The organism is Hydrogenophaga soli (assembly GCF_054777695.1).
On sequence record NZ_BAAHAK010000005.1, the window covers coordinates 21200 to 39731 of the forward strand.

Consider the following 18532-nt stretch of genomic DNA (forward strand, 5'->3'; position numbering starts at 1 on the left):
CGGGCGCAGGGTCAGCCCACCCAGCGGCGGGCGTTGTGCCAGATCTGCATCCAGGGGCTGTGGGCACCCAGGCCACCGGTGGCGGCCAGGTCGGTCCAGCTCATTTGCGCGTTGCGGAACACGCGCTCGGGGTGCGGCATCATGGCCGTGAAGCGGCCATCGGCGGTGGTGACCGCGGTCAGACCGCCGGGGCTGCCATTGGGGTTGAGCGGGTAGGTTTCCGTCGGCTGGCCGTGGTGGTCCACAAAGCGCAACGATGCCAGACCACCGGCCTGGATGGCCGCCAGGTTGCCGCGGTGGGCAAAGTTGGCAAAACCCTCGCCGTGGGACACCACCGCAGGCAAACGCGCCCCGGCCATGCCTTGCAGGAACAGGCTGGGCGATTCCAGCACCTCCACCAGCGCCAGACGGCCTTCAAACCGCTCGCTCTGGTTGGTGGTGAAGCGCGGCCAGGCATCGGCACCGGGGATGATGTCGGCCAGCTCGGCAAACATCTGGCAGCCGTTGCACACGCCCAGGCCGAAGGTGTCGGTGCGGGCAAAGAAGGCCTTGAACTGGTCGGCCAGGCGCGGGTTGAAGGTGATGCTGCGCGCCCAGCCGATGCCTGCGCCCAGGGTGTCGCCGTAGCTGAAGCCACCGCAGGCCACCACGCCCTTGAAAGTGGCCAGGTCAGCCCGACCGGTTTGCAGGTCGGTCATGTGCACGTCCACCGAGTCGAAACCCGCCTCGTGGAAGGCCCAGGCCATTTCCACGTGCGAGTTGACGCCCTGCTCGCGCAGGATGGCCACACGGGGCCGGGCCACATGCACCGCAGGCGCTACACCATTGGTAGCTGCTTGCGCTTGATTTGAAAGCGCTGGAGCCCCTAAATCCATAGAAAATGGCTTCAAATCAAACGGCATGTGGACGCGCATGCCGGGGTCGTCGGGCAGGCCGGCCAGGGCGTGCTCGCTGTCGGCGCAGGCGGGGTTGTCGCGCAGCTGGCAGATCTTCCAGCTCACGCTGTCCCACACCTGGTGCAGGTCGAACAGGCTGGCGTCAAACACCTTTTTGGTGTCGCGCCACACCTGCAGCTGGCCCTTGCCTTCGCCCATGGCCGACGACGTCGGACGGGTCTTGCCCACGAAGTGGCTGAACTTGGACAGGCCGTGCTCGCGCAGCACCTGCATGACCTCGTTGCGCTCGGCGGTGCGCACTTGCAGCACCACGCCCAGTTCCTCGTTGAACAGGGCCTTGAGCGTGAGTTCTTCGCGGCGGGCGCTGACCTGGGTGGCCCAGTTCTTGGCGTCGCCAAAGTCGGCACGGCTGTCGGCAATGCCGTCGCCTTCGGTGATGAGCATGTCCACGTTCAGCGCCACGCCCACATGGCCGGCAAAGGCCATTTCGGCGGCGGCGGCCAGCAGGCCCCCGTCGCTGCGGTCGTGGTAGGCCAGCAGCTTGCCTTGGCCGCGCAGGGCGTTGACGGCGTTGACCAGGCCGATCAGCAGCTGCGGGTCGTCCAGGTCGGGCACGGCACCGCCGAAGGGCGCGCCGTCCAGGGTTTGCATCAGCACGCTGCCGCCCATGCGGTGCTGGCCGCGGCCCAGATCCACCAGCACCAGGGTGGTGTCGTCCTCGGTGGCGTTGAGCTGCGGGGTGAGCGTGCCGGTGATGTCGGGCAGCGTGGCAAAGGCGCTGACGATCAGGCTGACCGGGGACGACACCTTTTGCTTCTGGCCCGCGGCATCGGTCCATTGGGTGCGCATGGACAGGCTGTCCTTGCCCACGGGGATGGACACGCCCAGGGCCGGGCACAGTTCCAGGCCCACGGCCTTGACGGTGTCGTACAGCGCGGCGTCTTCGCCGGGCTCGCCACATGCGGCCATCCAGTTGGCCGACAGCTTGACGCGGCCCAACTCGATGGGGGCGGCCAGCAGGTTGGTGATGGCCTCGGCCACGGCCATGCGGCCCGAGGCCGGGCCGTCCACCGCCGCCAGCGGGGTGCGCTCGCCCATGCTCATGGCCTCGCCACGCAGACTGGCGAAATCGGCCAGGGTCACGGCACAGTCGGCCACCGGCACCTGCCAGGGGCCCACCATCTGGTCGCGGTGCGACAGGCCACCCACGGTGCGGTCACCGATGGTGACGAGGAAGCGCTTGCTGGCCACGGTGGGGTGCGAGAGCACGTCGATGACGGCTTTTTCCAGGCTCACGCCGGTGAGGTCGGCGGCAGCGGCCTCGCGGGCGATGCGTTGCACGTTGCGTTGCATCTTGGGCGGTTTGCCCAGCAGCACGTCCATGGGCATGTGGACTGGCAGTGTGTCTTCGGACAGTGGCGGTTCCGGCTGGGCCAGGTCCACGTCACCGACCACCAGTTCCCGTTTATCGGTGGCCACGCCCACCACGGCGAAGGGGCAGCGCTCGCGTTCACAGAAGGCCTTGAACTGCGCCAGCGACTCGGGCGCAATGGCCATCACGTAGCGTTCCTGGCTTTCGTTGCACCAGATTTCCTTGGGGGCCAGGCCGGATTCTTCCAGCGGCACCTGGCGCAGGTCGAAGCGGGCACCGCGGCCGGCGTCGTTGGTCAGCTCGGGGAAGGCGTTGGACAGGCCGCCCGCACCCACGTCGTGGATGGCCAGGATGGGGTTGTCCGCACCCAGCGCCCAGCAGTGGTTGATGACCTCCTGCGCCCGGCGCTCGATTTCGGGGTTGCCGCGCTGCACCGAGTCAAAGTCCAGCGACGCGGCGTTGGTGCCGGTGGCCATGGAGCTGGCGGCCCCGCCGCCCATGCCAATGCGCATGCCCGGCCCGCCCAGCTGAATGAGCAGCGTGCCCGCGGGGAACTGGATCTTGTGGGTCAGTTGGGCGTCGATCTGGCCCAGGCCGCCCGCGATCATGATGGGCTTGTGGTAGCCGCGCACCAGGGTTTCGGTGCCCTGCGGGGTGTGCGCCACCACGGTCTGTTCGTACTCGCGGAAGTAACCGGCCAGGTTGGGTCGGCCGAACTCGTTGTTGAAGGCCGCGCCGCCCAACGGGCCTTCCACCATGATTTGCAGCGGGCTGGCGATGTGCTCGGGCTTGCCCACGGTGCTGCCCCACAGCTTGGAGACGGAAAAACCCGTCAACCCCGCCTTGGGCTTGGAGCCACGACCTGTGGCCCCTTCGTCGCGGATTTCGCCGCCCGCGCCGGTGGACGCACCGGGGAACGGGGAAATGGCCGTGGGGTGGTTGTGTGTTTCCACCTTCATCAGGATGTGGTGGGTGGCACTCTCTTTTTGATAGCTTGGTGCGCTTTCAGAAAAAGCGCCGGAGGCATTTTTTTCTTGTGAATTGGCGTGGTACTTGGCGACAAAGCGGGTCAGCTCGTGGCCTTCCATCACCGAGGCGTTGTCCGAATAGGCCACCACCGTGTGCTGCGGCGTGGTGCGGTGGGTGTGGCGGATCATGCCGAACAGGCTGTGGTCCTGCTTCTGCCCGTCGATGGTGAATTCGGCGTTGAAGATCTTGTGGCGGCAGTGCTCGCTGTTGGCCTGGGCGAACATCATCAGCTCCACATCGGTGGGGTTGCGGCCCATGGCGGTGAAGTGGGTGACGAGGTAGTCCATCTCGTCGTCGGCCAGGGCCAGGCCGAATTCGACGTTGGCCGCCTCCAGCGCAGGGCGGCCACCGGCCAGGATGTCCACATGCGCCATGGGCTGCGGCGGCAGCTCGGCAAACAGGGCCTGGGCCTGGTCCAGGCTGTGGAGCACGCTTTCGGTCATGCGGTCGTGCAGCACGTCGGCCACGGCCTGCAGCTGCTCGGGCGTGAGGGCCGCGGAGCCCAGCACCCCCAGCAAGGTTTTTTTCAGTTGCAGGGTGAACTGGGTGAGCCGTTCGACCCGGCGCACCACCAGGCCGCAGTTGTGCGCAATGTCGGTGGCCTTGGAGGCCCAGGGCGACACCGTGCCCACGCGGGGCGACACCCACAGTTGCGCGACCTCGCCGGTCACGTCCTGCGCGGGCTCGCCGTAGGTCATCAGCTCTTGCAGGCGTTGCAGGGTGGGCGCGTCGGGGGCCGATTCAAAGCCTGCCAGATGCACAAAACGGGCGCTGAGGCCCGTGATGCGTTCGGACACCGCCTGCAAACGCGGCAGCAGCTGTTGGGTTTTGAAGGGGCTCAGGGCGTTGCCGCCCAGGAAGGTGTGCAGGTGCAGGGTCACGGTGGTGAACGGGTGAGCAGCGTGGCAGCCGGGAGGGCCAAGGGAAACAAACACCCCGGCCTGGCGTGTGGGAAACCGGGGATTTTACCGGGGCAGCTTGCCCCCCAGAACCCCATGAAGCGCCTGCGCGAAACCCGGGGCGGCGCAGAACTCAGCTGAACCTCAGCAAGCCGTGACATGGTCCGCCCCGCGACGCAAGCGCTCTCCGCTTGGACACAGACCACAAAAACCTTGCAGAAAAGGGAACACCACCATGAAAACCACCCCCTCGAACGGACGTCGTCCCAGCCTGCGGGCATTCGCAGCTGCTGTGCTGTGCATGGCCGCGAGCCTGGGCCATGCCGACGGCACCAACGACGACTACCTTCACGCCAACGGTGGCCGCCTGTATGACGCCGCAGGCCAGGAGGTGCGCCTGACCGGCATTTCATGGTTTGGCTTCGAGACCGACCTGCAGGTGTTCCACGGGCTGTGGAGCGTGAACATGCAGAGCGTGCTCAGCACCGTGGCCAATCGCGGCTTCAACGTGGTGCGCATTCCCCTGTCGGTGCAACTGGTCAATCAGTGGCGCAATGGCAACGGCGGCACCGCGGGCAGCATCAACTACAACGCCAACCCGAGTTTGCAGGGCATGAGCAGCCTGCAGGTGTTCGATGCGGCCATTGCCGCGGCCAAGCAGTCCGGCCTGAAGGTCATGCTGGACATGCACCGCGTTGTCAACACCCAGCAGTCCAACAGCTGGGCCGCCCAGGGTTACACCACCGCAGATTTCGAAGCCTCCTGGCAATGGCTGGCCACCCGGTACAAGAACGACGACACCGTGATTGCGGTTGACTTGTTCAACGAGCCGCACGGCATGCCGGGCGACCCCACCATGAGCAAGTGGGACGACTCCACCGACGCCAACAACTGGCCCTACGAAGCCGCCCGCGTCGCCAACCAGATCCTGAGCATCAACCCGAACCTGCTGATCGTGGTGGAAGGCGTGGCCGCGACGCCGAAAACCGGCTTCACCTACGCCGACCCCAACGGGGGCAATTACGACTACAACTGGTGGGGTGGCAACCTGCGCCGGGCCGCCAGCCACCCGGTCAACCTGGGCAGCGCCCAAAAGCAGCTCGCCTATTCCGCGCACGACTATGGCACCAGCGTGGCCAACCAGCCCTGGTTCTACAACGGTTTCACCGAGGCCACGCTGACGGCGGACTGCTGGCAACCCAACTGGCTGTACCTGGTCACCCAGAACCTGGCGCCGGTCATCATCGGTGAGTGGGGCGGCAAGCTGGATGGCGGCTCCAACCAGGCCTGGATGACCGCCCTGGCCAGCACCATCAAGACCCATCGGCTCAACCACTTCTTCTGGGCGGTGAACCCCAATTCCGGCGACACGGGCGGCATCCTTCTGGACGACTGGAACACGGTGGACAGCGCGAAGTACGCCATCGTCGCGCCCACCCTGTGGGCCGATGCCAACGGCAAGTTCATCGGCCTCGACCACCAGGTGAACCTGGGGGCGAACGGCACCCACATCATGCCCGCCGCGAACGGAAGTGGCAGCGGCACAGGCACAGGCAGCGGGACGGGAACCCCCATCGTCAGCGCCACCATCAGCCCCACCACGGTCAGCATCGACAAGGCAACCGCAGCCAACCTGAGCGTGACGCTGACGCCCAATGGCCATGCGCTGACAGACATCTTCAACGGCGGCACCACCCTCAAGCTCGGCACGGATTACACCGTCTCGGGCAACACCGTCACCCTGCTGGCCAGCTACCTGAAAACCCTGCCCAAAGGGGCCTTGACGCTCACTTTCGGCTTCGACAAGGGCAGCAACCCGACGCTGATCGTCGTGGTGAACGACTCCACCAGCACGGTCGTTCCGGTCAGTGGCATCACGGTCAGCCCGGCGCAATTGACGCTGAACGGGGCCACCACCGGCCAACTGACGGCCGCCCCGGAGCCCACCAACGCCACCGGCGCGACGGTCAGCTGGCAGTCGAGCAACCCCGCCGTGGCCACCGTCAATGCCAGCGGGCTGGTCAGCGCCGTCGCCAACGGCACGGCCACCATCACCGCCACCGTCAGCGCCGCCAACGGCAGCTACAGCGCCAGCAGCACGGTCAGTGTGAGCGGCATCGGCAGCAACGCCGGTGCACCCGCCGGTTGTGCCAACGCCATCGCGACCAGCCTGCCGCTCACCATCGACGGGGCCAAGGACGTGTGCTACGTCACGTCCGGCACGGTCAACTTCGTCAACTCATGGAACATGCAGACGGTTGAGATCAATGGCACGAGCTACACCAACGTCTGGTCCAACACCTTGCCCGCGCGGATCAACGGCAACCACTACTTCCGCTACGTCGGCCAGTTCCCCTGGTCTCACCTGGAGGTTTCCGGCAGCGGCGGCAGTGGGAGCAGCACAAGCAGCCCGACCGCGCCCGCCCAGTACACCCTGACGATGGCGGTCAACGGCAACGGTTCCACCAACGTGGCCGTCGGCCCGCACGACTACACCTCCGGAACCACGGTGAGCGTCACGGCCACGCCCGCCAGCGGCTCCAGCTTCACGGGGTGGAGTGGTGGCGCCAGCGGCACCACCAACCCGGTGACCATCACCATGGACGGCAGCAAGACCCTGACGGCCAACTTCACCACCACCACCACCAACACCACGCCCCCCTCCAGTGGCGACAACGGCCTGCCCAGCCAATGTTCCGGTGTCTGCAATGCGACGCCCCCGGCCATGCCCATCCTGAGCAACAGCGGTGGCCAGGGCAACGTGACCCTGTACAGCACCGGGGCCAGCAATGGGGGGGCCTGCAATTACGGCTCGACCAACATCACGTCCTACGCGGCCATCAACGTCAACCGGCTGCCCGGAGACCTCCAAGGCCAATGGCAAGGTGGCCAGGTGTGCGGGCAATGCGTTGAGGTCACCACCCTCACCTCGCAAGGGCGCAAGACGGTGACCGTGCGCATCATGGACAAATGCCCGGACGACAACTGCGGCATCGACCTGGGTGGGGACGCACCCGCCGCCGTCATGAGCGATGGCTTCGGCCGCTACGCGGGCACCTGGAAATTCGTGGCCTGCGACGGCCACCCCGAAGTCTCCGACGGGGTGCCCGCCCTCGCGGTGGCCGACGGCAGCAACCCCTGGTGGGCGCGCGTGCGTGTGGCCAACCCCGTCAACGGCGTCGCCTCCATCGAGTGGAAAAGCACCACAACCACAGCCCAGGGCCACCTGCCCTTCTCAAACAATCCGGAAAACGCCTATGAGGTTCCCATCTCGGAGGTTCTCCAGACCTCGGGCGACTTCCTGATCACCGTGCATTACGTCGATGGGCGCAGTGCCACCGTTCAGCTCAGCGCCGCACAGCTCGCGACCGCGGGTGGCCGTTACGCGCTCAACTGAGGGCGTGGGGCGGCTCACTTCTGCGACAGCACCTCGGCCAGCTGGCGCTGGGCGGCCTCGGGGGACATTTTGGGGTCGTTGAAGAAGTCGGCCACCACCCCAATCCATCCCTCCGACATGTGCGACGGCATGGTCATGGACTGGGCGGACACCTGCTTGCCCTTGCGGGACATCAGGTCCAGACCGATCTTTCCGCAGGAATCCAGATGACTGCGCTGAATGTCGGTCCGCACCGGAATGGAACCCTTGATCCGGTTGAACGCCAGCTGGTTTTGGGTGTCCATGAGCTGACGCACAAACAGCAACTGAGCGCGTCGATCGCTCTCATGGTTGGTGACCGGAAACGCAAACGCATCCACCACCACGAAGTACACCGATTCGGTCCCCGGGGCCAGCAGGCATTGGTAGTCCTTGTCCAAGGCCAACCCGGCCTCGGTGAGTTCGCCTTTGGCCCAATCGCCCATGAATTGCATGGCCGCCCGGCCCTGGCCCACGGACAGGGTGGCGTCGGCCCAGGTCTTGTTCTTTCGAACCGGCTCGGCAAAAGCGCTGAGCCGCCGCAGCATGCCCAGCGCCTTCAGCATGTTGGGGGACATGGCGGACTGAGGATCCCCCCCGCTCATCAGTCGCGCATAGGCATCATGCCCGTAGAGCGAATAAATGATGTCATTGAAGATCAGCGAAATCTCCCAGGCACCCTCCCCCAATGCAATCGGGGTGTGACCCGCAGCCTTGATCTTGGCGGCGCTGGCCAACAAGCCCTCCCAGGTGTTGGGGGCTGGCAGCTTCAATTTGTCAAAGATCTTCTTGCTGTACCAAAGCCAATTTTCGGCGTGGATGTTGACCGGCGCAAAATAAACGCGCCCTTTGTAACTGATTTGATCCACGATGTTGGCGGGCAAGAAGTTGCGCCAGCCATCGGCCGTGGCCACTTCCTCAATGTCCTGAACCACGCCCATGGCCGGCAGTTCCTTGCTGCCTTCATTCGCATGCCATTGCATGACCGAAGGCGGATAACCATTGGCCACCCGGTCCGTCACCAACTTCACTTCGCTGGCCTTGTCTTTGGTGGGAACGTCATTCCATCGTCCCCCCTGGTTCTTCCAGACCCGACGATACACATCCAGGGATTTTTTCTCGCTGTTGGACACCCAAAAATGCACCACCTCAACGGCGGGATCAGACACACCACCTGATCCGGGAGCTTTCACCTCAGAAGCGGCATGGGACATCGGTACCGCAAACAACCCAACCGCGTACACAGCTGTCCACAACCAAGCTCTTTCAACCAAATTCATTCTGGTCACACCCCAACAACAACCTTGCCACCTCCGCCAACCGACAACGCCGATCCGGTGGCACGTGACGAAGAGTCATCCCCCGCAGAGGGGAAATTCTGAAAAAAACCCTTTACCGCATCAAACGGCTGGGGACGGGAGAAAAAATACCCTTGAAACACATTGCAACCCGCTTCCCGCAAAAACTGAACCTGGCCCTGGGTTTCCACCCCTTCGGCCACACAATGTTTACCCAAACTCTCCGCCAGTCCGATCAAGGCCCGAATGATCTGCTCCGACTTGACATCCACACCAATGTCCGCCACAAAACTGCGGTCAATCTTGATCTCATCAAACTGAAAATACCGAATATTGGCCAATGAAGCAAAGCCTGTGCCGAAATCGTCCAATGCGATCGACACCCCAAGTTCGCGCAACCGAATCACATTGGACAAAATTTGCTCTTTGTATTTGTTCACAAAAACATCTTCTGTGATCTCGATGGAAAAATTCATCCAATCGATGCCATGGCGTTTGACTGCATGCTCCAGCATGTCATAACACACCTCGGACACAAGCACCGCTTCCGGCATGTTGATGGCCACGGCCACAGACGATTGCCCTGCATTCCGCCAGGTGAGAATGTCACGGGCAACCTGGTTGATGACGACCTCGGTCATTTCGGTGATGGACGCTGCGGTATCCAACAAATGCAAAAAACGCCCGGGCGCGAGAATTCCCAGGTCGGGGTGACGCCACCGCACCAAGGCTTCGAACATGGGTTTGCGAATATTCCAGACATCCAACTTGGGCTGGTAATAAACAATGTACTCATTGTTTTCGGCCGCCATGGACAGGGCCGCACGCATTCTATTTTCTGCCATGCGCTCGGCCATCATGGCCTCATTGAAAATCGTCAGGCTGTTTCTTTTTCGCTTGGATGCATACAAGGCCAGATCTGCACATCGGATCATGTCCGCTGAATTGGTTGCATGGTCCGGGTACACCGCCCCCCCAATGCTGGCCGATGCATAAAAATCATGCCCTTCAATGCGATAGGGTTTGGAGAGCTCGTGTCGAATGGCTTCTGCCATGACCTCAAGCTCGGAGGCCGTGGTTTTATTGGAGGTCAGGACCGCAAACTCATCCCCACTCAATCGAGCAGACATGGTCACCTCCTTGACCACAAGCTGAATGCGGCGAGCCGCTTCCAGAAGCAACTCATTGCCTGCCGGATGCCCGAAAATGTCGTTGACAGCCTTGAAGTTATCCAGATCAATCAGCAACAAGCCAAACGAAATTTCAGAATGATCGGATTGATCATGGGCATCAGAAAACACCAAGGCATCCAGCGCCTTGAGGAATGACATCCGATTGGGGAGCTTGGTCAAACCATCTGTGTGCGCCAGATCCGACAGCTTTTCTTCATAGATCTTTTTCTTTTCGTATGTCACCCTCAGCCGACCGATCAAGGGATTCAATACAAAAACGCCCACAACCACCAGAGCAAGCACCAACGACCCCGTGAGCATTGCACTGATTCGTTCAGCGGCAACAATGCTTTCTTCACTTTTCGTCAACGATTTTTTGATTTCCTCTTCAAACCCCCGCATCATGGAACTTCCGGACGCAGCGGCAAAATCAATTGCCCCCCAATAGGAATACCGCTGACGCCGACTGGCCGTGTCAATCTTGACCAGAACTTCTGCCCTCTCCAGAAAATTCCTCAGCTGAATGTCCAGATCATTGTGCTCGACATCCTCCCCCAACTGGCTCCGAAGCTCATTCAACCGAGCCCGGATGTCTCGGATGTCGGCAATCTTTTGCCCCACGTCCTCCACCAGGCGGTCCACCGCGTTGGGGGGCAGGTTGACATCGGCGGATGCCCGCATCAATGCCCGCGTGGCATTCGTCAATTGCTGGAACTTGATGAATTGGCTGCCAATGAGAAAGCTGACACTCTGCTGCGCAGAGTGTCGATTCAACACCGAATGCATCACGGCATACATCAGCAGTGCCACCCCGACAATGGTGGCAAGCGTGCCCATGTAGTACCTGGAAACCGACTCAATGGGTCGATCAAGCGAAATGCTTTCGGTCACAGACGAGGCGTTTGGGGTCATCAATTGCAGCAGCAGGTGGCTGAAAGACCGTCAAAGGTCGGCGCAACACACCGTCCCTCTTTGGCACCAAAATCCATGTGGTACGCACAGCTCCCCCTGCCTGGACACCCTCTGCCTCTGCCGTGCGGCGTCTCCACAAGGACGCAAAGTTTCGATTGAACCCAGCCCCGAGGCTTCAAACCATCAGCGGTTTCTGAATTTCCCCCAGGGAAATCCCTAACTCTCAACCGCCCACACTGACTGACCCCGCGAAGTCGGTTCAAAATTTGTCACCGATCTCCATCTTAAGCGCTTATTAAGAATGCGCGGATAGCTATCTTTTTTAACCCTACACCACAACGCCTGAAACCCCGGACGCGGCCCCCCTGGGCCCCGCCCATCCGACAGCCGGTTGCGGCCACGCCGCCACAACCTGGCCCACCGCTGGGGTCTTGTCGGGCTGGCGATAATCTGTTCATGAGCATCACCATCAAAGACGCGGCAGGCATCGCCGCCATGCGCACCGCCTGTCGCCTCGCCGCCGAGGTGCTGGACCAACTGACCCCCCACATCCAACCGGGCATCACCACCCTGGAAATCGACCGCCTGGCGGCCGATTTCATGAAGCAGCAGGGCACGGTGTCGGCCACCGTGGGGTATCAGCCCCCCGGCTACCCGCCCTACCCCGGCCATTTGTGCACCTCGGTCAACCAGGTGGTGTGCCACGGCATTCCCAACGACAAGCCGCTGAAAAAAGGCGACATCGTCAACGTGGACGTGACGGTCATCACCAAGGACGGCTGGTTTGGCGACACCAGCCGCATGTTCTTGGTGGGCGACTGCTCCATCCTGGCCAAGCGCCTGGTGTCGGTCACCTACGACGCCATGTGGATCGGCATCGAGCAGGTGCGCCCCGGCGCGCGGTTGGGTGACATCGGCCACGCCATCCAGAAATTTGGCGAGGCGCAAGGCTTTTCCATCGTGCGCGAGTTCTGCGGCCACGGCATCGGCCAGAAATTCCACGAAGACCCGCAGGTGCTGCACTACGGCAAGCCGGGCACGCTGGACGAACTCAAGCCCGGCATGATCTTCACCATCGAGCCCATGATCAACGCGGGCAAGCGCGACATCAAGGAAATGGGCGACGGCTGGACCATCGTCACCAAGGACCGCTCGCTGTCCGCCCAGTGGGAGCACACCGTGCTGGTCACCGAAACCGGGTACGAGGTGCTGTCGCTGTCGGCTGGTTCGCCGCCCATCCCCGCCTTCGTCAAGGGCCGTTGAGCCCGGCCCCATCCCATGTCCACAGCTGAACCGTCGGTCGCACGGCCACTGAGCCTGCGTGAGCAGTACCGCCAAGGCAAGCAAGCGCTGCTGCAAGGCATGCCCCGCGAGGGTGCATCCACCCGCGGGGTGCAGTCCACCCTGCGCAAGCTGGCGGCCCATGCCGATGCGCTGCTGCGCCAGTTGTGGCAGCAGGCAGGGTTTGATGCGGCCACGGCCCTGGTGGCGGTGGGCGGTTTTGGTCGGGGAGAGCTGTTCCCCCACTCCGACGTGGACGTGCTGGTGCTGCTGCCCGACGCCGCCGAGCCCGAGCAGGACCCGGCCCTCAAGGCGCGCATCGAAAGCTTCATCGGCTCGTGCTGGGACGCGGGGCTGGAAATCGGCTCCAGCGTGCGCAAGGTGGCCGAGTGTGTGCAAGAGGCCGCCCACGACGTGACCATCCAGACCGCGCTGCTGGAATGCCGCCTGGTGTGTGGCCAAGGGCGGCTGTTCAAGCGGCTGGTGAAAGAACTCAGCGCGGTGATGAACCCGCGGGCCTTCTTCGTGGCCAAGACGCTGGAAATGCGCCAGCGCCACCAACGCCACGAAGACACGCCCTACTCGCTGGAGCCCAATTGCAAGGAAAGCCCGGGGGGTTTGCGGGACTTGCAGATCATCCTGTGGGTGGCCAAGGCCGCCGGGCTGGGCCACAGCTGGGACGAACTGGGCCGCCGCGGCATGGCCACGCCACTGGAGGTGCGCCAGCTCAAGGCCAACGAGGCCTTGCTCAACCTCATCCGCATGCGGCTGCACCTCATTGCCAACCGGCGCGAAGACCGGCTGGTGTTTGACATGCAAACGGCCGTGGCCGAGTCGTTCGGCTACCGCAGCGAAGTGTCCACCGACGAAAGCGGTGCCCCCAAGACCGTCAGCCGGGCCAGCGAAGCGCTGATGAAGCGTTACTACTGGGCGGCCAAGGCGGTGGCACAGCTCAACCAGATTCTGATGCTCAACATCGAAGAGCACCTGGGCAAGGAAGACGGTTTGGGCACGCACCAGTTGCGGCCCATCAACGAGCGGTTCTTTGAAAAGGCCGGCATGCTGGAGGTGGCCAGCGACGACCTGTACGTGCAGCAGCCCCACGCCATCCTGGAAACCTTTTTGCTGTTCCAGACCACGCTGGGCATCAAAGGACTGTCGGCGCGCACCCTGCGGGCGCTGTACAACGCCCGGCCGATCATGGGGGCCAAGTTCCGCGCCGATCCCGTCAACCGCCAGACCTTTCTGCGCATCCTCCAGCAGCCCGAAGGCATCACCCACGCCATGCGGCTGATGAACCAGACCTCGGTGCTGGGGCGCTACCTGTGGGTGTTCCGGCACATCGTGGGGCAGATGCAGCACGATCTGTTCCACGTCTACACCGTGGACCAGCACGTGCTGATGGTGCTGCGCAACGTGCGGCGGTTCTTCATCCCCGAGCACTCGCACGAATACCCGTTCTGCTCCCAACTGGCCGCGGGCTGGGACAAGCCCTGGGTTTTCTACATCGCCGCGCTGTTCCACGACATTGCCAAGGGCCGGGGGGGCGACCACTCCGAGCTGGGTGCCAAGGACGTGCGCACCTTCTGCCGCCAGCACGGCATTGCCCGTGCCGACGCCAAGCTGATCGAGTTCATGGTGGCCGAGCACCTGACCATGAGCCGCATGGCGCAAAAGGAAGACCTGAGCGACCCCGACGTCATCCGCAGCTTTGCCCAGCGCGTGGGCAACGAGCGCAAGCTGACCGCCCTGTACCTGCTGACCGTGGCCGACATCCGCGGCACCAGCCCCAAGGTGTGGAACAACTGGAAAGCCAAGCTGCTGGAAGACCTGTACCGCTACACCCTGCGCACCTTGGGTGGGCGCGAGGCCAGCCCCGACGCCCTGGTGGAAGGCCGCAAGCGCGAAGCCCTCACCCAGCTGGCCCTGCACTCGCTGCCGCACGAAGCCCACAAGACGCTGTGGGACACGCTGGACGTGAGCTACTTCATGCGCCATCAGGCGGGCGAAATCGCCTGGCACACGCGGCAAATCACCCGCGAAATGGCCCGCACCTCACCGGACACGGTGCCCACCCTGGTCCGTGCCCGCACCTCCCCCACGGGAGAAGGCTTCCAGGTGCTGGTGTACGCCCGCGACCAGGCCGACCTGTTCGCCCGCATCTGCGGCTATTTCGACATGACGGGCTTCAGCATCCAGGACGCCAAGATCCACACCACCCGCAATGGGCATGCGCTGGACACCTTCCAGGTGGTGGCCTCCAACCTGGACAGCCACACCCGCGAGCTCATGGCCATGGTGGAGTCGGACCTGTGCCGTTTCATCGACGAGCAGGCCCCGCTGCCCCGGCCCTCCAAAGGTCGCCTGTCGCGCCGGGTGAAGAGTTTCCCGGTCAATCCCCGCGTGGAGCTGCGCCCCGACGAAAAAGCCCAGCGCTGGTTGCTCAGCGTGTCGGCCAGTGACCGCCCGGGTCTGTTGTACAACGTGGCCCTGGTGCTGGCGCGGCATGCCATCAGCCTGCAACTGGCCAAGGTCACCACGCTGGGCGAACGGGTGGAAGACACCTTCCTCATCTGCGGCCAGCAGTTGCAACACAACCGCACCCAGATCGACATCGAAACCGAGCTGCTGGCCGCCCTGTCCGGCCAAGGTTGACGCCGCCGCGGTCAGTCGTCGTCCGCCGAAGCGTCCAGCCCCGGAAACAGCACCTCGGTGTACCCGAAGCGGCTGAAGTCGCGCACCCGCATGGGGTACAGCACCCCCATGAGGTGGTCACACTCGTGCTGAACCACCCGGGCGTGGAAGCCGTCCACCGTGCGGTCGATGGCCTGGCCATGTTCGTCCACCCCTTGGTAGCGGATGCGCTGCCAGCGCGGCACCATGGCACGCAGACCGGGCACCGACAAACAGCCTTCCCAGTCCACCTGCTCTTCCTCACCCAGCGGGGTGATGACGGGATTGATGAGCACCGTGGGGGGCACCACGGGCGCCTCGGGGTAACGCGGGTTGGGCTGCCCCGATCCAAAAATGACCACCTGCCAATCCACCCCGATTTGGGGGGCAGCCAGCCCTGCACCATGGGCAGCGGCCATGGTATCGCGCATGTCTTGCAGCAGTTGGGCCAGTGCCGGATCGGCCACATCGGCCACCGGCTGGGCCACCCGCAACAGGCGCGGGTCGCCCATTTTGAGGATGGGCAGGACCGCCATCAGCCCTGGCGGCGGGCGCTTTGCCAGCGCTGGACCAGGTCGCCAATGCGCCCCGCCACCGCGGCCACCGCCTGCGCAGGGGCTGAGCCCGGGGCGCTGGTGAACAGCAGTTGCCGCTTTTGCACCGCGGCACGCACCAGGGTGTCGGAGGGGATGTCGCCCATGTGGGACAACACCACCGGCCCACCGCCCAAGGAGGGCACAAACCGGTCCACCACACGCTGCAACTGGGTGGTGATCATGCGACCCTCACCGGGCTGCAGGGTTTGGTTGATGACCACGCGGATGGTGCGCCGCCCCTGCTGCGCCGCCAGCACCTTGACGGTGGCATAGGCGTCGGTGAGCGACGTGGGTTCGGGTGTGGACACCAGCAACACCTCGTCGGCCAACGAAATGGCGTACAGCACCACGTCGGAAATGCCCGCGCCGGTGTCGAGGATGACCACGTCGTAGTCGAGCAGCACGCCATGCAGCACCGACTGGAACTGCTCGCGCACCTCCGCCGTCAGGCGGGAGTACTCGACCAGGCCCGATCCGGCCAGCAGCACGTCGAAGCCCCCCGGCCCTTTGAGGATGGCCTCGCGCAGCGTGGCCTTGCCGGTGAACACGTCGTGCAACGTGGTTTTGGGAAACAGGTTGAGCACCACGTCCAGGTTGGCCAAGCCCAGGTCGGCGTCCAGCACCAGCACGCGCAGGCCGCGCTTGGCCAGCGCTGCGGCGGTGTTGGCCGACATGAAGGTTTTGCCCACCCCACCCTTGCCACTGGTGACCGCAAGGACCACGGCACGTTGGGGGTCTGCAGGGAACATGGGGGTGTAGGCCACCACGGGTTTTGCGGGAGCTGCTGCACTCGTCATCCGTTGCTCTCTTGCGCCCAGGCGAGACGCGCTTCATTCATGTCCAGATTCAAAGCCCCGTAGAGCAATTCTTTTTCTTCGGAAGACACCACCGTGTCGATGGTCTCTTCCAGGCACACGCGGTTGCGGCCCTCGTGCTTGGCACGGTACAACTGGCGGTCCGCCCGTTCGATCCAGATGTCCGGTGCCGAGCGTATCCACTGGGGCGCATAAGCGCCGCCCACGCTGACGGAGATGTCCAGTTCCAGCGTGCCGCCCACACAAACCGTGGTGACCGCCATGGCCTGGCGAATGCGTTCGGCCACGAACAAACCGTACGAATGGGAGCAATTGGGCAGCACCACCGCAAACTCTTCGCCGCCAAAGCGGGCCACCGAATCCATGGGGCGCACACAGTCCACCAGACGCTGCGCCACTTGGCGCAGCACTTCGTCGCCCGCCAGGTGACCATGGGTGTCGTTCACCCGCTTGAAATGGTCAATGTCCACCAGCAGCAGCAGCGCAACGTCGCCCGAACGGGCCACGCGGTCCAGCTCGCGCTCCATCACCTGCGCAAAACTGCGGCGATTGCTCAGCCCAGTGAGCGCGTCATGCGACGACAGGTCGCACAGGGCATCCACCACCGCCTGAACGTACTGGCACGAACTCAAGGCACTTCGATCGGGCACCGTTGAGGACTGCGCAATGAGCTTCAAAGCCGAATCCAGCTTCAGCTCGTCAACGAGGACACAAGGGTCCGAAGGTGGAGTTTTCACGGTGCTCGGTTGTGGGGGTCTCGTCGCGAGTCTAGCATTCAGGCGCCCCCCAGACCGCAGGAGAAGGCCATGAAACACGCCGTTGTTCTGCGTTTCGCCGCGCCATGGTCAGGGCCTTGGGCCTGTGGGGGGATCCCAATGACCGCCCACCGCCCCACGGGCAGCCCCTCAGTGCGGATACCCCGGGGTGAACCCGCATGCGAATATTCTGATCGATGGCTATACTCGTCAGGGTATTTTCATGGAGCCCGCCATTGAACGAGACAGCCCCTGATCAACGTCGCACTGTCAAACCCTTCTGGCCCCCGCTGGCCGCTGGCGTGGCCCTGGGCCTGGTGTTGTTGCTGACCTTTGTGTGGACCGGGCACGGTCTGGGTGCCACCGGTGCCTCCACCCGCCTGACCGCCTGGCTGGGGCTGGAAGTGGCCCCTTCCGTCACCCAGGCCAACGCCTACCTGGGCCCCCTGGTGGCCAACGGCAACCCCCTGCCATCGTGGATCAGCTGGCAGGTGGTGGGTGTGGCCTTGGGCGCGGTGGTGGCGGCCTTCCTGGGCGGACGGTTCAAGGTGCAAATGGACGGCGCACGCAGCGTGGGTACCCCCCGGCGTGTCGCCACCGCCCTGGTGGGCGGCATGCTGGCCGGGTTTGGCGCCCGTGTGGCCGCCGGTTGCACCAGTGGCCTGGGCCTGTCGGGCGCGGCCACGCTGGGCATTGCGGCCTTTGTGTTCCTGGGCACGTTCTTCGCGGCGGGCCTGCTGGTCAGCCGCCTCGTGGAAGGGCTTTGACATGTTTCCCTTGAACGACGGTGGGGCCATCTCCGGCCTGGTGTGTGGCGCCTTGTTCGGCTTTGTGCTGGAAAACGCCGGTTTTGGCAGCCCCTGCAAGCTGACCGCGCAATTCCGCCTGACCGATTGGTCGGTGTTCAAGGTCATGTTCACCGCCATCGTGGTGGCCGCGGCGGGGCTGTACGGACTGACCCTGGCGGGTCTGCTCAACCCCGACAACGTGTTTGTGCCCACGGCGCTGGTGATGGCCTCGGCCTTGGGCGGCGTCCTGGTGGGCAGCGGGTTTGCCGTGGGTGGCTATTGCCCGGGCACCTCGGTGGTGGGGCTGTTTTCGGGCCGACTCGATGCCCTGCTGTTCATCGTGGGCCTGCTGCTGGGCACCTTTGCCTTTGTCGGCCTGTACGGCCCCGCCATCGAGGCCGTGATGGCCATGGCAGAGATTGAAACCGGCGACACCTTCACCGACGCCTGGGGCATCCCCGAATGGGTGCTGATCGCCGGGCTCGGCGCGGCGCTGGTGGGCGTGTTCAAGGCGGGCTCGTGGTTCGAGCGCCGCAGCCGCGGCCCGGTCACCGCCCAGGAGGCGGTGGACGGTGCCCAGGCGGAGTCGGCCTGAAACCCATTCCCCCAAACCCCTTGTTGTTGATCGGAG

General features: G+C 64.0%; 11 protein-coding genes. 5 read left to right on the top strand and 6 right to left on the bottom strand.

The genetic code is table 11. The annotated features are described in order from the left end of the window. Positions 1-11 precede the first annotated feature (11 nt). Positions 12-4178, bottom strand: a complete 4167-nt coding sequence (purL, locus tag ACYVB7_RS10245) for a phosphoribosylformylglycinamidine synthase (RefSeq protein ID WP_460507089.1) — start codon at positions 4176-4178, stop codon at positions 12-14. Positions 4179-4431: 253 nt separating this feature from the next. Here purL and ACYVB7_RS10250 point away from each other — a divergent pair, with 253 nt between their 5' ends. Beyond that, positions 4432-7593 (top strand): cellulase family glycosylhydrolase, encoded by a 3162-nt coding sequence (locus ACYVB7_RS10250; RefSeq protein WP_460507091.1) that lies wholly within the window; start codon positions 4432-4434, stop codon positions 7591-7593. Positions 7594-7607: 14 nt separating this feature from the next. Here the strand turns inward: ACYVB7_RS10250 and ACYVB7_RS10255 are convergent, their stop codons facing one another. Continuing rightward, entirely contained in the window at positions 7608-8780 is a 1173-nt protein-coding gene (locus ACYVB7_RS10255; protein WP_460507093.1) for an ABC transporter substrate-binding protein, read from the bottom strand. 116 nt (positions 8781-8896) lie between these two features. Next, positions 8897-10918 carry a putative bifunctional diguanylate cyclase/phosphodiesterase gene (locus ACYVB7_RS10260; protein ID WP_460507095.1) on the bottom strand — a complete coding sequence of 674 codons (2022 nt, stop codon included), beginning with the start codon at positions 10916-10918 and terminating at the stop codon, positions 8897-8899. 531 nt (positions 10919-11449) lie between these two features. On the opposite strand from ACYVB7_RS10260, the gene map reads away from it, so the two are divergent. Next, positions 11450-12256, top strand: a complete 807-nt coding sequence (gene map, locus ACYVB7_RS10265; protein WP_460507097.1) for a type I methionyl aminopeptidase — start codon at positions 11450-11452, stop codon at positions 12254-12256. A gap of 15 nt (positions 12257-12271) precedes the next feature. Next, positions 12272-14929 (top strand): bifunctional uridylyltransferase/uridylyl-removing protein GlnD, encoded by a 2658-nt coding sequence (locus ACYVB7_RS10270; protein ID WP_460507099.1) that lies wholly within the window; start codon positions 12272-12274, stop codon positions 14927-14929. An 11-nt stretch (positions 14930-14940) separates the two neighbouring features. Here the strand turns inward: ACYVB7_RS10270 and def are convergent, their stop codons facing one another. The 3 genes from def to ACYVB7_RS10285 are packed head-to-tail and all read right to left on the bottom strand — an operon-like array spanning position 14941 to position 17095. After that, positions 14941-15483: a peptide deformylase gene (gene def, locus ACYVB7_RS10275; protein ID WP_460507101.1), complete on the bottom strand. Its 543-nt coding sequence runs from the start codon at positions 15481-15483 to the stop codon at positions 14941-14943. Beyond that, positions 15483-16340 (bottom strand): MinD/ParA family protein, encoded by an 858-nt coding sequence (locus ACYVB7_RS10280; protein WP_460507103.1) that lies wholly within the window; start codon positions 16338-16340, stop codon positions 15483-15485. The genes def and ACYVB7_RS10280 overlap by 1 nt, the downstream gene beginning before the upstream one ends. Next, positions 16337-17095, bottom strand: coding sequence for a GGDEF domain-containing protein (locus ACYVB7_RS10285; protein WP_460507105.1), 759 nt, complete (start codon positions 17093-17095; stop codon positions 16337-16339). The genes ACYVB7_RS10280 and ACYVB7_RS10285 overlap by 4 nt, the downstream gene beginning before the upstream one ends. A 254-nt stretch (positions 17096-17349) precedes the next feature. Here ACYVB7_RS10285 and ACYVB7_RS10290 point away from each other — a divergent pair, with 254 nt between their 5' ends. Further along, entirely contained in the window at positions 17350-17880 is a 531-nt protein-coding gene (locus ACYVB7_RS10290; protein ID WP_460507107.1) for a YeeE/YedE thiosulfate transporter family protein, read from the top strand. A 1-nt stretch (position 17881) separates the two neighbouring features. Continuing rightward, entirely contained in the window at positions 17882-18496 is a 615-nt protein-coding gene (locus tag ACYVB7_RS10295) for a DUF6691 family protein (protein WP_460507109.1), read from the top strand. The last annotated feature ends 36 nt before the right edge of the window (positions 18497-18532 follow it).